Source organism: Citricoccus alkalitolerans (assembly GCF_039528175.1).
In the GTDB taxonomy this organism is placed as follows: domain Bacteria; phylum Actinomycetota; class Actinomycetes; order Actinomycetales; family Micrococcaceae; genus Citricoccus; species Citricoccus alkalitolerans.
This window is the reverse complement of the sequence record NZ_BAAALH010000002.1, coordinates 1454520-1469295: the sequence shown is the minus strand read 5'-3', so window position 1 is coordinate 1469295 and position 14776 is coordinate 1454520. Positions and strand designations below refer to the sequence as shown.

The window sequence follows — 14776 nt, the reverse complement described above, 5'->3', positions numbered from 1 at the left end:
GCCGGCGTCGGGCTGGGCTTGTCCTGAGGTTGTGGTGACCTCGCGCTTACTTGGCGCGCTCGGTGACCTCAACCAGACGCCACCGCTTGGTGGCGGAGTACGGACGGGTCTCGGCGAGAATGACACGGTCGCCGACGCCGGCGGTGTTCTCCTCGTCGTGGACCTTCAGCTTCTTGGAGGTACGCAGGACCTTGCCATACAGGGCGTGCTTCTTCAGGTCCTCGACCTGCACGACGATCGTCTTGTCCATCTTGTCGGACACGACGATGCCGCGGAGCGACTTGCGGTAGCCACGCTCCGAGGCCTCGTTGGCTGCAGATGCATTCGCGTTCTCGGTCACTTGGCCTCCTCCTCGGTCTTCTCGGTCTCCTCGGCCGGAGCGGCCTTGGTTGCCTGTGTGCTCTTCTTGGCGGCCTTCTTGGAAGCCTTGTCAGCCTTGGCGTCCGCGACGTCCTCGGCCGGAACCTCGACATCCTCGCGGATGCCCAGCTCGCGCTCACGCAGGATCGTGTAGATCCGGGCGATATCGCGCTTGACGGTCTTCAGACGGCCGTGGTTGTCCAGCTGGCCGGTGGCCGACTGGAAACGCAGGTTGAACAGTTCCTCCTTGGAGCGCTTGAGCTCCTCGGCCAAACGGGCGTTGTCCAGACCGTCCAGGGCCTCGACGTTCAGTTCCTTCGAACCGGTAGCCATGATCACTCACCACCCTCTCGGCGGACGATACGTGCCTTCAACGGCAGCTTGTGCATAGCCAGTCGCAGCGCCTCGCGGGCCACGTCCTCGCTGACGCCGGAGAGCTCGAAGAGCACGCGACCCGGCTTGATGTTGGCGACCCACCACTCGGGCGAACCCTTGCCGGAACCCATGCGGGTTTCGGCCGGCTTCTTGGTGAGCGGGCGGTCCGGATAGATGTTGATCCACACGGTGCCGCCGCGCTTGATGTAGCGCGTCATGGCGATACGAGCGGACTCGATCTGACGGTTGGTCACATAGGCCGGCGTCAGGGCCTGAATGCCCCACTCGCCGAAGCTGACGGCGGTGCCGCCCTTGGCCATGCCCGAGCGCTTCGGGTGGTGCTGCTTGCGGTGCTTGACTCGACGCGGAATCAACATCAGGCGTTGCCTCCTTCAGCGGGCGCAGAGCCTGCAGCAGCCGAGTCCTGACGCGGGGCGCGGTCGTTGCGACGGCGGCGATCGCCACCGGCGGGTCCACGACGGTCGCCACCGCGGGCCCCACGGCCGGACGGTGCAGCAGCTTCCTTGGCAGCCAATTCCTTGGCCGTCAGGTCGCCCTTGTAGATCCAGACCTTCACGCCGATGCGGCCGAAGGTGGTCTTGGCTTCGAACTTGCCGAAATCGATGTTCGCGCGCAGGGTGTGCAGTGGCACACGGCCTTCGCGGTAGAACTCCGAGCGCGACATCTCGGCGCCACCCAGGCGGCCGGCGCACTGGATACGGATGCCCTTGGCACCGGCACGAGTGGCGGACTGGATGGCCTTCTTCATCGCACGGCGGAACGCCACGCGCGAAGCGAGCTGCTCGGCAACACCCTGGGCGACCAGCTGGGCATCGATCTCGGGGTTCTTGACCTCGAGGATGTTCAGCTGGATCTGCTTGCCGGTGAGCTTCTCGAGCTCGGTGCGGATGCGGTCCGCCTCGGCGCCGCGGCGACCGATGACGATGCCGGGACGAGCGGTGTGGATGTCCACACGCACACGGTCACGGGTCCGCTCGATCTCCACCTTCGAGATGCCAGCGCGCTCCATGCCGATGGTCATCAGCTCGCGGATCTTGATGTCTTCCTTCAGGAAGTCCTTGTACCGCTGGCCTTCCTTGCTGGAGTCAGCGAACCAGTGCGAGACATGGTCGGTGGTGATGCCGAGGCGGAAACCGTTCGGGTTGATCTTCTGACCCATGGGTTACTTCCCCTCCTCTTCCTCGGTCGCAACGACCACGGTGACGTGGCTGGTGCGCTTGTTGATGCGTCCGGCGCGGCCCTGGGCACGCGGCTGGAAACGCTTCATGGTCGGTCCTTCGTCGACGAAGGCCTCTGAGATGAACAGGGCGTCCTCGTTGAACGCCAAGCCCTCGCGGTCGGCCTTGACCCGGGCGTTGGCCACCGCGGAGGCGACCAGCTTGTACACCGGCTCCGAAGCGCCCTGCTGGGCAAACTGCAGAATGGCCAGTGCTTCGTTCGCCTGCTTGCCACGGACAAGGTTGACGACGCGCCGGGCCTTCATCGGCGTTACACGCAGGTGGCGCGCAATTGCCTTGGCTTCCATTGCTTTCCTTCTTTCGAGTGTCTCGGACGGTCAAGCCCCGCGTCAGCGGCGCTTGCCCTTCCGGTCGTCTTTCACGTGACCGCGGAAAGTCCGCGTGAGTGCAAACTCGCCGAGCTTGTGCCCGACCATGGACTCGGTGATGAACACCGGGATGTGCTTGCGTCCGTCGTGCACCGCGATCGTGTGCCCGAGCATGTCGGGGATGATCATGGACCGGCGGGACCAGGTCTTGATGACGTTCTTGGTGCCCTTTTCGTTCTCAGCATCCACCTTGAGGTAGAGGTGCTGATCAACGAAGGGGCCCTTCTTCAGGCTACGTGGCATGTCTCCAGGCTCCTATCGCTTGTTCTTGCCGGTACGGCGACGGCGCACGATGAGCTTGTCGCTTTCCTTGTTCGGGCGGCGGGTGCGGCCCTCTGGCTTGCCATTGGGGTTGACCGGGTGACGACCACCGGAGGTCTTGCCCTCGCCACCGCCGTGCGGGTGGTCGACGGGGTTCATGACCACACCGCGGACGGTCGGGCGAACGCCCTTCCACCGCATGCGGCCAGCCTTGCCCCAGTTGATGTTCGACTGCTCGGCATTGCCGACCTCGCCGATGCTGGCGCGGCAGCGCACGTCCACGTTGCGGATCTCACCGGAGGGCAGACGCAACTGGGCGTACTTGCCTTCACGGGCGACCAGCTGGATGGACGAGCCGGCCGAGCGGGCCAGCTTGGCGCCGCCGCCCGGACGCAGTTCCACCGCGTGGATGACGGTGCCGAGCGGGATGTTGCGCAGCGGCAGGTTGTTGCCGGGCTTGATATCCGCGGTGGCGCCAGCCTCAATGGTGTCACCCTGGTTCAGCTTGGCCGGGGCCAGGATGTAGCGCTTGGTGCCGTCCACGTAGTGGAGCAGGGCGATGCGGGCGGTGCGGTTCGGGTCGTACTCGATGTGAGCGACCTTCGCCGGCACGCCGTCCTTGTCATGGCGACGGAAGTCGATGACGCGGTACTGGCGCTTGTGGCCGCCGCCCTTGTGGCGGGTGGTGATCTTGCCGGAGTTGTTGCGTCCGCCGCTCTTGGTGAGCGGGCGAAGCAGCGACTTCTCCGGGGTTGTCCGGGTGATTTCTGCGAAGTCGGCCACGGACGAGCCACGAAGGCCCGGGGTGGTCGGCTTGTATTTACGGATAGCCATGTGTCAGTTCCTCGATTAAGTGGTCTCCGCTACGCCTCAGGCGAGCGGACCTCCGAAGATGTCAATCGTGCCCTCTTTGAGCGTCACGACCGCGCGCTTGGTGCTCTTGCGGGAGCCCCAACCGAACTTGGTGCGCTTGCGCTTGCCGGCACGATTCAGGGTGTTGATCGAGTCAACCTTGACGGAGAAGATGGCCTCAACCGCCTGCTTGATCTCGGTCTTGTTGGAGCGCGGGTCGACCAGGAAGGTGTACTTACCCTCGTCGATCAGGCCGTAGCTCTTTTCCGACACGACCGGGGCAATGACCACGTCGCGGGGATTCTTGTTGATGGAGCCGCTCACTTGGCATCCTCCTTCTGTGCGCCGGCCTTAGCCACAAACGCCTCGTAGGCAGCCTGGGTGAAGACCACGTCATCGCTGACCAGCACGTCATACGTGTTCAGCTGATCGAAGTACAGGGTGTGCACCGACTCGAGGTTGCGGGCACTCAGTGCCGCAGTGTCGTCAGCACGCTCGATGACCAGCAGGACGTTCTTGCGTCCCGTGGTCAGCGAGGACAGGGCAGCCTTGGCACCCTTGGTGCTCGGGGCACCGGTGGAGACCAGTTCCTCGATCACGTGGATGCGGCCGTTACGAGCGCGGTCAGAGAGGGCACCACGCAGGGCGGCGGCCTTCATCTTCTTGGGGGTGCGCTGCGAGTAGTCACGCGGCTCGGGGCCGTGGACCACACCGCCACCCACCATCTGAGGGGCGCGGATCGAACCCTGACGGGCGCGGCCGGTGCCCTTCTGCTTGAACGGCTTGCGGCCGGCACCGGAGACCTCGCCCCGACGCTTGACCTTGTGGGTGCCCTGGCGAGCGGCGGCCAGCTGGGCCACCACGACCTGGTGCATCAGCGGCACGTTGGCCTGGACATCGAAGATCTCGGCGGGCAGGTCGACCTTGACGGTCTTGGCTTCTGCGTTAGTTGCGTTGGTAGCCATCTGCTCATGCTCCCTTCACTGCAGTGCGAACCAGGACGACCCGGCCGCGGGGACCCGGGACGGCGCCCTTGATCAGCAGCAGGTTCTTCTCCACGTCGATGCCGTGGAGGGTGAGGTTCTGGGTGGTCTGGCGAACGGCGCCCATGCGGCCCGGAAGGCGCTGGCCCTTGAAGACGCGGCCCGGGGTGGACGCGCCACCAACGGAACCCGGCTTGCGGTGGTTCTTGTGGGCACCGTGGGAGGCACCGACGCCGGAGAAGCCGTGACGCTTCATGACACCGGCGAAGCCCTTGCCCTTGGTGGTTCCGACGACGTCGACCTTCTGGCCGGCCTCGAAGACCTCGACGGTGACATCCTGGCCGAGGGTGTACTCGGCGGTGTCGCCGGTGCGCAGCTCGACCACGTGACGGCGCGGGGTGACCCCGGCCTTCTCGAAGTGGCCGGCGAGCGGCTTGGTGACCTTGCGCGGGTCGATCTGCCCGTAGGCGATCTGGACGGCGGCGTAGCCGTCGGCCTCAGCATTGCGCAGCTGGGTCACAACGTTGGGTTCAGCTTGGACGACAGTGACGGGGATGAGCTTGTTGTCTGCATCCCAGACCTGGGTCATGCCGAGCTTCGTGCCCAGCAGGCCCTTAACGTTTCGCGTGATGGTCATAGTTTCTCAGCACCTCCCTCTCAGAGCTTGATTTCGATGTTGACGTCGGCCGGAAGGTCGAGGCGCATGAGCGAGTCGACAGCCTTCGGCGTCGGGTCGATGATGTCGATCAGCCGCTTGTGCGTGCGCATCTCGAAATGCTCCCGGCTGTCCTTGTACTTGTGGGGAGAGCGGATCACGACGTACACGTTCTTTTCAGTCGGCAGCGGCACGGGGCCCACCACCGTTGCGCCTGCGCGCGTGACCGTGTCGACGATCTTCCGAGCCGAAGTATCGATGACCTCGTGGTCATACGACTTCAGCCGGATGCGGATTTTCTGTCCCGCCATGGCGTCATGCCTCTTTCGTCCTGTGCTTCGTACGCGTTTCACGTACCTGTCCCTGTGTGCAACGGGTCCGGCGAACCGGCCCCGCGCTTCTATATCCACCCGCGCAGACCGAATCCGGAGAACCGGGTTCCTCGCCCTGCCGGGGCTTCGACCCACGCGGTCGGGCGTGTCGCGATCTGCTCCGCAGACATGCGTGAACATGCCAGAGACACAGCTGATCACAGGACCGCCAGATCCTGATGGGGATTGTGTGTTGATTTGGTCTCAAGCGGCGGAATCCGAACCTCACGGACACGACTCCACACACGCCCAAGCACTTGAGCAACTGATCCAGTATGACAGATCCGTGCCCCAGGCGCTAATTCAGCTGGACGGCAACACTGTCAGTCGAACCACTCACCCGGCGGGCCCGCCACCAGCAGCAGTGAGAACACCACCACCACGACGCCGGCCGTCACGACCGCGGCCAGGATCACGTTCCGCAGGACCCAGGCCTCGAGCGATTCCCAGAACCCCCGGGGTCCGACGGCCTCGGTGCGCCCATCCGCCAGTCGCCACGTGGCATCCGGTTCCCCGCGCCGGGCCAGAGACCGTTCGAACGGCAGGGTGGCGAACGGCACTGCAGCCAGCAGGACGGCCGCGGCTCCTCGACCGGCGCTCCAGCGCTGGTTGATCCACACGCCGACGGTGACGACGCAGTAGCAGAGGAACACGAAACCGTGTGCTCCCCCGGCGGCCGGCATCAGGACCTCCGTGGCGCCGGAGTACTTCAGCACCATAGCCAGGATCAGGAGGGCCCAGGTGAACATTTCCGCTGTCGCGAACGCCCGGTAGAGCGCCCTGGGACCAGGCAGGATGGTGCCCTTCCTCTCTGGCGTGCGCCGAGCTGTGCTGGAGAGTGAGGTGTCCTGTGCGCTACCGGTGATGGAGTCTGCGTTCGGGTTCACTGGTTGTCGTTTGCTCGCTTGATGCGCTTCGCGCGGTCGATCTCGCGGCCGAAGGTCTTGCGCAACCGAACGATCGCGAAGACCACCGCGGCGATGATCACCAGGGCAATGAGGAATTCCATGGGTCCAGTCTACCGGCCCCTGGTGCCCTCAGTCTGATCCCGGTCCGAGGCCACGTCCGCGTCCGGGGGCAGGTCGGGACCCGCGGCAGACTGCCTGGCCTGGTGACGCCGCAATTGCCGCACGGCCAGCACGATCAGGACCAGCCCCAGCAACGCGAGGTAGACGTAGGTATATCCGCGCAGATACCACAGCACCGACATCGCGACCCCCGCCGCACCCCACCACGTGAGGAGCTGTTCGCGCCGGGTCAGGCCCAGCATCACGAGCAGGGCGAAGCCGCCCAACACGGTCAGCTGCATGTGAGCGGAGCCGTTCGCCAGGACATAGAGCCCCGCAAGGGTGAAGACGCCGGCCGCCGCACCGAAGTAGGCCAGGGGACGGCGGCGACCTGTCTCCGAGCTGTCAGTCTCCGAGCCGCCCGCCTCCAATCCGCTCCCCTCCTGATACGATCCACGCGCAGATTCCTGGTCCGGCTCCGGCACGGATTCTTGCCCCGGATTAGACCGGTCGCGCATCACATGCCGGAATCCGAGCCCAACCAGAACGAGCACCAGAAGCTGGACATTCCACCAGCCTGCGCGGCCCGGGTCGTCGGGGACGGCGGTCTGCCACCACCCGCGCGAGGCGGCCATGAACGTCAACACAACCGCCGCGTCCCGGCCGAAGAGGACCCACTGGGTCTGCCCGTGCAGGGCTTTGGCCCACAGCACCTTCCTCCCCCAGGCATCAACGGTGAGCCAGACCCCCGCAACCGCCGCAGCCAAGGCGGTCCAGACCACGGCGTCCTCGGGCGAACCAGCACGTGGCTCGAGGGCCACCACGCTGCCCAGCGCCAGCACGAGCACTATCGCCAGTCCACCCTGCCACAGGATCGCCGGCCGCTGACGTACACCCGACTCTGCGGCGACCGACTCCTCCGTCGGACCCGTGGCTTCCACAGTCGCCCATGACCTCAGACTGTGGCGTGCATCCACCAGCGCCCACAGTCCCAGGACCGCCGCCGACAGTACGCCGATGATGATGGCAGTCCATACCTCGTCCGGGAACCACCACCCTCGCTCCGTCCACCATGTCGAGAGCAGCCACCAGGACACGGGCACGGCGATGACCGTCCCGGCAACCAGTGCCACCATCCCACGCGTCCGGGCGAAGACGTACAGCACCAATGCACCGACGGCCATCGTCATCCCCAGTGCGCCGAAGTGCGGGCCCCGGTCCACCTCGCCGGTCGTAGCCAGCACGAGGGCTACGGCCCACCCGGTCGCCGCACCCGCAGCACGGAATAGGGCGAGGTCGTTCAGCCAGGGCAACCAGGGCAAGGTCGACACGGAGGACATAGGGGGCACAGGGGGCACAGGGGGCACAGGGGGCACAGAGGACATCGAGTCCGGTTCGCTGCCCACTCTCGGCACTGGCTGCCCCGTCGAGACCGCGATCTCCCAGGCGGACAGGGACAAGGTGAGCAGCAGGATCAAGGCCGCGGCGGCCGACGTCGGGAACAGAGCGGCCGGCAGCCAGCCACCCGTCAGGTCGAACCAGCCGCTGGACACCACCACGAGTCCCACCGCCCCGGCCAGCACGGCCCAGTGACCGCCGGCGGAGACCCGCAACACCAGCCCGGCCCCCATCAGGGCCAGCGCCATGACCATGAGCGCGGCCCGGTCACCCTCCCCTGCCGCGAGCTCCACGAACCACAGGACGATCGCCGCGCCCGTCACCAGCCAGGATGTGGCAGGAGCCGCGAGGACCCCCACCGATCCCCCGCTCTGGTCCGAGCCCGGCAGACGCCGCGCAAAGCGGGAACGCAGGGCCAATCCGAACACCAGGGCCACGACGGCGGCGGCACGGGCCGCGGACTCGTTGCCTCCGAGCCGGTCCACCACCGCGGAGACCAGTACGGCGGACGATGCCTGGCCGGCCAGCAGGATCACCGTGCGGGTGGCCCGCGGCAGCCGGCTCCGGGTGACGACGGCGACCGTCACCAACCAGCACGTCAGCAGTACCAGTCCGATCACCACGTGCCAGGACCAGACAGCGGTGGAGGGATCCGAGGTGCTGGCGGAGGTACGAGCCGACTCAGCCACGTCGGCGAACCGGAGGGTTGTGGTGAGCAACGTCAGGCCGCCCACGATCAGGACGAGGGTCCGCCAGAGGAGTAGCCGGTCCCCCAGCGCATCGTGTGGCCGGTCGTATGAGTGGACGTGTGAATGGACGTGTGAATGGACGTGTGCGTGGTCATATGCGGGGTCATCGGACCGGCCTGACGCCCCGTTCCACCGGGAGCCGGTACCCAGCCACCGTAGGGCCACCACGGCCGTGATCCCGGCGAGGACATACCACCCCGGCAGCACGCCACCCTGGGACAGCGACGGCGTGAGCAGGAGGAGCACGGCCAGCAGGCTGGCTCCTGACCAGACCACCACCGACAACGTCGCGTCGATGGGCTGCGTTGTGCCGGCTGACTTCGCTGTGCCGCCTGGCTCCCCTCTGCCAGCCGGTGCCTCGCTGCCGGCTGGTTCCTCTCTACCGGGAAGCCGCTCAGTGCTGACCCGCACCTCGCCGTCCGTTGAGAGACCACCGCGCACCGTCAACGGCCCCTGGTGCAGGGCGGTCGCCGTGGCCCAGAGCACCGCTGCGAGGGCCGTCAGGCTCAGGGCCGCACCTCCAGCCGGGTCTGCCCAGCGTGAGGCGGCCAGGTATACGAGGGCGACACCGCTGGCGGCGATGACGTGGGGAATGAGCCGGGCGTCGATCCGGCGGCGCTGGCCCCGGCGCCGCAGCAGGACCATGGCGATGGCCTCGACCGCCACGATCACGAGGAGGATGGTCTCGAGGATCCAGCCGCGGGCATCGCCGGGTCCGGGGTAGCCGTCGGTGCGAGTCAGCGGGTGGATCAGGAGTGGTGTCAGGGCCACCGGCGTCGTCAGCTGCCAGAGCAGGTCCGCTGCTCCCGGTACCCCCACCTCGTCCAGGCGGTTCGTGTGGAGGAACATCAGGGAGAACAGCGCCGTGGTGACCACCACGACGGCTGCGGCCACCCCGATCTCCGGCGTCAACCGCAACAGCCCTTCTGTCCCGAGCACCGGCCCGGCCAGCGCGGCGAACTGCGACGAGGCCGCCAGTGCCACGGCCACCAGCCAGCAGACCGCGTGGTCCACCATCGCGACCGCACCGACCGGCAGGTAGCCCTGAACACCGGCCCCGCGCCATACCAGCGGGATCTGCAGGCAGAGGTAGACAACCAGCGAGGTCAGCATGAGATCCGCTGACCAGTCCAGCATGAGAGCCCACGGGACGAGTGCAACCAGGACTCCACACCGCACGGCGTAGGTGGCCGCCAGTCGGTATCGTTCCGGCCCGATCACCGCGACGGTGGCGTAGTAGGCACACGCAGACAACAGGAGCAGGAACATCTGCACCGGCTCGATCCAGACACCGACGACCAGCCCCAGGACCACCACGCCGGGGACAATCCACTGATGGGTCTGCGCGAAGGCCGCTCGGAACGCGGCCGGCAACCAGCGGTTGCGTCCAGGTCCATCCACAGACATCCACGCCATCAGGACGGCCAGGCCGATCGAGGCGATGAGGGCCCACACCAGACCCTGCTGCACTGCCGCACCGGAGGCCATCACGGTGCTGAGCAGGAACGGCACCGTCAGGTAGGCCACGATCCGGCTGTCCAGGCGCACTGCCGCGAAGACCATCATGACGGTCCCCACCGCCGAGGTGAGCAGCCAGGAGAGGGTCGGCTCGTGCAGGACGAGCACATCCAGGGCGACCCCGGCCACGGGCACCAGCGCCAGCCCCGTCCCGGTGAAGGCGGTGGCCGCCGGCCGCAACGTCCGGCTCGTCGCGTGGACCACCAGTCCCGCGCCATAGAACAAGCCCACGACGACGGCCAGTCCCGCGACCCTGGCCGTCACCGGAAGCGCAGCCCCGATGAACAGCGAGGCAGCGGCCACCAGCAGGAGGCATGCGGTGTACAGGGTGATGTTGACGTTGCGCCGGTCCCGCCGCTCCTTCTCCGCGGCCTGCTCCTCGGGGCTCCGCACCGGGCCCGGGGGTAGCGGGGAAGGCGGGGTTGGGGGAGGCGGGGTTGGGGGAGGCGGGGTTACCGGCCCTACCGGAGCAGAATCCTCCGGCGACGGGTCAACCGAGGAGCCAAATTCGCCAGGGAGACCAGGCCTAGTGGGGAGGTCAGACTTGGTGGGGATGCTCGGTGTGGTGGGGGGAGCAGATTGGCGGGGAGCACCAGAGTCGACCGGGGCAGCTGAGGCGGCCGAGCCGGCGTCGTACCCCTCCTGCCAGGCGCGGGCGAGGTCCGATCGCGAGTAGGTGCTCATCCCCTCATCAGGTGCGGTATCGGGCCTGCGTCCGATCACGTACCGAGCCACGACCACACCGACGACTAGCCCGAATAGCAACGCTATGAAGATCCCCACACCGACAGCGTACGGGGCCACGGCAGGTCAGCCCCGGTTGTCCACAGCTGGAGAGCTTCCAAGGTGAGCGCAGCGTTGAACGGCGTGCAGCGTCGACCGGATGGCAGCCTTAAACGCGAGAACCCCTCCGGCCGAAGCCGAAGGGGTTCTCGCTGGTGTTTGGCTGACGCCTTAGATCACTTGAGGATCTTGGTGACGCGGCCGGAGCCCACGGTGCGGCCACCCTCACGGATGGCGAAGCCGAGGCCGTCCTCCATGGCGATCGGCTGGATCAGCTCGACCGACATTTCGGTGGTGTCGCCCGGCATGACCATCTCGGTGCCTTCCGGCAGCGTGATGACGCCGGTGACGTCGGTGGTGCGGAAGTAGAACTGCGGGCGGTAGTTCGAGTAGAACGGGTTGTGACGCCCGCCCTCGTCCTTGGACAGGATGTAGACGTTGCCCTCGAAGTTGGTGTGGGGGGTGATGGAACCCGGAGCCACAACAACCTGGCCACGCTCGACGTCCTCACGCTTCAGACCGCGAAGCAGCAGGCCACAGTTCTCGCCGGCCCAGGCCTCGTCGAGCTGCTTGTGGAACATCTCGATGCCGGTGACCGTGGTCTTCTGCATATCGCGGATGCCCACGATCTCGACCTCGGAGTTGATCTTCAGCGTGCCACGCTCGGCGCGCCCGGTCACGACGGTGCCGCGGCCGGTGATGGTGAAGACGTCCTCGATCGGCATCAGGAACGGCTTGTCCTTGTCGCGGACCGGATCCGGGATGAAGCTGTCCACGGCGTCCATCAGTTCCTCGACGGACTTGACCCACTTCTCATCGCCCTCGAGGGCCTTGAGGCCGGAGGTGCGGATGACCGGGGCCTCGTCGCCGTCGAACTCCTGGGAGGACAGCAGTTCGCGGACCTCCATCTCGACGAGCTCCAGGAGCTCCTCGTCCTCGACCATGTCGGACTTGTTCAAGGCGACCAGCAGGGCGGGAACGCCAACCTGGCGGGCCAGGAGGACGTGCTCACGGGTCTGGGCCATCGGGCCGTCAGTGGCGGCGACCACGAGGATGGCACCGTCCATCTGAGCAGCGCCGGTGATCATGTTCTTGATGTAGTCCGCGTGGCCCGGGGCGTCCACGTGGGCGTAGTGGCGCTTCTCGGTCTGGTACTCCACGTGGGAGATGTTGATGGTAATGCCGCGCTGACGCTCTTCCGGCGCCGAGTCAATCGTCGCGAAGTCGCGTGCCTCGTTGATGTCCGGGTACTTGTCGTACAGGACCTTCGAGATAGCGGCGGTCAGCGTGGTCTTACCGTGGTCAACGTGGCCGATGGTACCGACGTTGACGTGCGGCTTCGACCGCTCGAACTTTGCCTTCGACACAGGTTCCTCCTAGAACTGTTCATCTGAAGAGACTTCTCAGACGCGGGTGGCGTGCTGACAACTTGGGAAAGTCTACTTCGATCTGTCTGCTGGTGATAATTCTCCGGATTGCGTCAGGACCGGTCCTGGATCAGGCCACTCGGACCGCCTGTTCCGCGGACCGACCTTCCGTCCTGTGGTGGTTCCATCCTCCGGAGTGCGGACGGGCCACCTGTCCGGTCCGGTGGCGGATCCACTGGGAGTACCAGCGGGTCCGCCACCCTTCCGGACACGTTCTGTGACAGCCGACTATTCGCCGCTGTTCTTCTGGATGATCTCGTCGGCCACGGCCTTGGGGACCTCGGCGTAGGAGTCGAACGTCATCGAGTACACGGCACGGCCCTGGGTCTTGGACCGCAGGTCACCGATGTAGCCGAACATCTCGGACAGCGGGACGTTGGCCTTGACGACCTTGACACCCTGCGCGTCCTCCATGGACTGGATCTGGCCACGGCGGGAGTTCAAGTCGCCGATGACATCGCCCATGTACTCCTCTGGAGTGCGGACCTCCACGGCCATCAGCGGCTCGAGGATGACCGGGTTGGCCCGGCGCATGCCTTCCTTGTAGACCATGGAGCCGGCGAGCTTGAACGCCATTTCCGAGGAGTCGACATCGTGGTAGGCACCGTCCAGGAGGGTCGCCTTCACGCCGACCATCGGGTAGCCGGCCAGGATGCCGAACTGCATGGCGTCCTGGATGCCGGCATCCACGGAGGGGATGTACTCACGCGGGATGCGACCACCGGTGACGGCGTTGACGAACTCGTAGAACTCGCCGTCGGAGGTGTCCATCGGCTCGAAGGCCATCTGCACCTTGGCGAACTGGCCCGAACCACCGGTCTGCTTCTTGTGCGTGTAGTCGACCTTGTCGACCTTCTTCTTGATGGTCTCGCGGTAGGCCACCTGGGGCTTGCCCACGTTGGCCTCGACCCTGAACTCGCGGCGCATGCGGTCCACGAAGACGTCCAGGTGCAGCTCGCCCATGCCGCCGATGACGGTCTGGCCGGTCTCGTCGTCGAGGTTCACGGTGAACGTGGGGTCCTCGGCGACGAGCTTCTGGATGGCGGTGGAGAGCTTTTCCTGGTCACCCTTGGTCTTCGGCTCGATGGCCACCGAGATCACGGGCTCCGGGAAGGACATGGACTCGAGGATGATCGGATCGTTGATGGAGCACAAGGTGTCACCGGTGGTGGTGTCCTTGAGGCCGATCACGGCGTAGATGTGACCAGCCACGACCTCCTCTACCGGGTTCTCCTTGTTCGCGTGCATCTGGAACAGCTTCCCTATGCGCTCCTTCTTCCCCTTGGTGGAGTTCAGGATCTGGTCACCGGGGTTCAGGCGTCCGGAGTACACGCGGATGAAGGTCAGCTGGCCGAAGAACGGGTGCGCTGCGATCTTGAAGGCGAGGGCCGAGAACGGACCTTCCTTCGAAGGCTCGCGGGTCAGCTCCTTCTCCTCGTCCTTCACGTCGAGACCGGTGATGGCCCCGGCATCCATCGGGTTCGGCAGGTAGGACACCACGGCGTCCAGCATCGGCTGCACGCCGCGGTTCTTGAACGCGGAACCGCAGAAGACCGGGTAGGCCTCGGCGTTGATGGTGAGCTGACGCACACCGGCCTGGATCTCCTCGTTGGAGATCTCCTCACCCTCGAGGTACTTCATCATGAGCTCTTCGGAGGTGTCGGCGACGGCCTCGATGAGCTGGGTGCGGTACTCGTCAGCCTTCTCCTGGAGTTCCGCCGGGATCTCACGAGTCTCGTAGGCGGCACCCATGGTGACGTCACCCTTGGCGTCGCCCTCCCAGACGAGCGCCTTCATGGTCAGCAGGTCCACCACGCCGACGAAGTCGTTCTCGGAGCCGATGGGCAGCTGCATCACGAGCGGCTTGGCGCCGAGACGGGACACGATGGTGTCGACGGTGTAGTAGAAGTCGGCGCCCAGCTTGTCCATCTTGTTGACGAAGCAGATGCGGGGCACGTTGTACTTGTCAGCCTGGCGCCACACGGTCTCGGACTGCGGCTCCACGCCTTCCTTGCCGTCGAACACGGCGACGGCGCCATCCAGCACGCGCAGAGAACGCTCCACCTCGACGGTGAAGTCAACGTGGCCCGGGGTGTCGATGATGTTGATCTGGTTGTCGTCCCAGAAGCAGGTCACCGCGGCGGACGTGATGGTGATGCCGCGTTCCTTCTCCTGCTCCATCCAGTCGGTGGTGGAGGCGCCGTCGTGGGTCTCACCCAACTTGTGGTTGACGCCCGTGTAGAAGAGGATGCGCTCGGTGGTGGTGGTCTTGCCGGCATCGATATGCGCCATGATGCCGATGTTGCGGACCTTTTTGAGGTCGGTCAGCACGTCCTGTGCCACGGTGTCTCCCTAAGGTTTGGTGGGTGGGTCCTGTAGTGATGCCGGCAGCGAGTGCAGGCGGCACGGC

The 14776-nt window shown here is 66.0% G+C and carries 16 protein-coding genes; all 16 read right to left on the bottom strand.

Annotation, left to right across the window (positions count from 1 at the left end; all coding sequences use genetic code 11):
• Positions 1-46 precede the first annotated feature (46 nt).
• Positions 47-340, bottom strand: coding sequence for a 30S ribosomal protein S17 (gene rpsQ / locus ABD134_RS12570; protein WP_115931887.1), 294 nt, complete (start codon positions 338-340; stop codon positions 47-49).
• Complete coding sequence (rpmC, locus tag ABD134_RS12565) at positions 337-693, bottom strand: 50S ribosomal protein L29 (protein WP_344229936.1); 357 nt, start codon at positions 691-693, stop codon at positions 337-339. The genes rpsQ and rpmC overlap by 4 nt, the downstream gene beginning before the upstream one ends.
• A gap of 2 nt (positions 694-695) precedes the next feature.
• Positions 696-1112 carry a 50S ribosomal protein L16 gene (gene rplP / locus ABD134_RS12560; protein ID WP_344229934.1) on the bottom strand — a complete coding sequence of 139 codons (417 nt, stop codon included), beginning with the start codon at positions 1110-1112 and terminating at the stop codon, positions 696-698.
• Positions 1112-1915, bottom strand: a complete 804-nt coding sequence (rpsC, locus tag ABD134_RS12555; RefSeq protein ID WP_313822118.1) for a 30S ribosomal protein S3 — start codon at positions 1913-1915, stop codon at positions 1112-1114. The genes rplP and rpsC overlap by 1 nt, the downstream gene beginning before the upstream one ends.
• A gap of 3 nt (positions 1916-1918) precedes the next feature.
• Positions 1919-2281, bottom strand: coding sequence for a 50S ribosomal protein L22 (gene rplV, locus ABD134_RS12550; RefSeq protein WP_344229929.1), 363 nt, complete (start codon positions 2279-2281; stop codon positions 1919-1921).
• Positions 2282-2323: 42 nt separating this feature from the next.
• Positions 2324-2605, bottom strand: a complete 282-nt coding sequence (gene rpsS / locus ABD134_RS12545) for a 30S ribosomal protein S19 (protein ID WP_115931891.1) — start codon at positions 2603-2605, stop codon at positions 2324-2326.
• Positions 2606-2617: 12 nt separating this feature from the next.
• A complete protein-coding gene (gene rplB / locus ABD134_RS12540) occupies positions 2618-3457 on the bottom strand; it encodes a 50S ribosomal protein L2 (RefSeq protein WP_115931892.1) in 840 nt (279 codons plus the stop codon).
• Positions 3458-3493: 36 nt separating this feature from the next.
• Positions 3494-3799 carry a 50S ribosomal protein L23 gene (rplW, locus tag ABD134_RS12535; protein WP_115931893.1) on the bottom strand — a complete coding sequence of 102 codons (306 nt, stop codon included), beginning with the start codon at positions 3797-3799 and terminating at the stop codon, positions 3494-3496.
• A complete protein-coding gene (gene rplD, locus ABD134_RS12530; RefSeq protein WP_344229925.1) occupies positions 3796-4440 on the bottom strand; it encodes a 50S ribosomal protein L4 in 645 nt (214 codons plus the stop codon). The genes rplW and rplD overlap by 4 nt, the downstream gene beginning before the upstream one ends.
• 4 nt (positions 4441-4444) lie before the next feature.
• On the bottom strand, positions 4445-5095 hold the full coding sequence (gene rplC, locus ABD134_RS12525; protein WP_115931895.1) for a 50S ribosomal protein L3: 651 nt from the start codon (positions 5093-5095) through the stop codon (positions 4445-4447).
• A gap of 20 nt (positions 5096-5115) precedes the next feature.
• Positions 5116-5424, bottom strand: coding sequence for a 30S ribosomal protein S10 (gene rpsJ / locus ABD134_RS12520; protein WP_010145320.1), 309 nt, complete (start codon positions 5422-5424; stop codon positions 5116-5118).
• A gap of 383 nt (positions 5425-5807) precedes the next feature.
• Positions 5808-6371, bottom strand: coding sequence for a DUF3817 domain-containing protein (locus ABD134_RS12515; protein ID WP_344229921.1), 564 nt, complete (start codon positions 6369-6371; stop codon positions 5808-5810).
• Positions 6368-6493 (bottom strand): hypothetical protein, encoded by a 126-nt coding sequence (locus tag ABD134_RS12510; RefSeq protein ID WP_344229919.1) that lies wholly within the window; start codon positions 6491-6493, stop codon positions 6368-6370. The genes ABD134_RS12515 and ABD134_RS12510 overlap by 4 nt, the downstream gene beginning before the upstream one ends.
• A gap of 9 nt (positions 6494-6502) precedes the next feature.
• On the bottom strand, positions 6503-10549 hold the full coding sequence (locus ABD134_RS12505) for a hypothetical protein (protein ID WP_344229917.1): 4047 nt from the start codon (positions 10547-10549) through the stop codon (positions 6503-6505).
• Between the two features lie 566 nt (positions 10550-11115).
• Positions 11116-12306, bottom strand: a complete 1191-nt coding sequence (tuf, locus tag ABD134_RS12500) for an elongation factor Tu (protein WP_344229915.1) — start codon at positions 12304-12306, stop codon at positions 11116-11118.
• 288 nt (positions 12307-12594) lie between these two features.
• Complete coding sequence (gene fusA / locus ABD134_RS12495; RefSeq protein ID WP_344229913.1) at positions 12595-14709, bottom strand: elongation factor G; 2115 nt, start codon at positions 14707-14709, stop codon at positions 12595-12597.
• Positions 14710-14776: the final 67 nt, after the last annotated feature.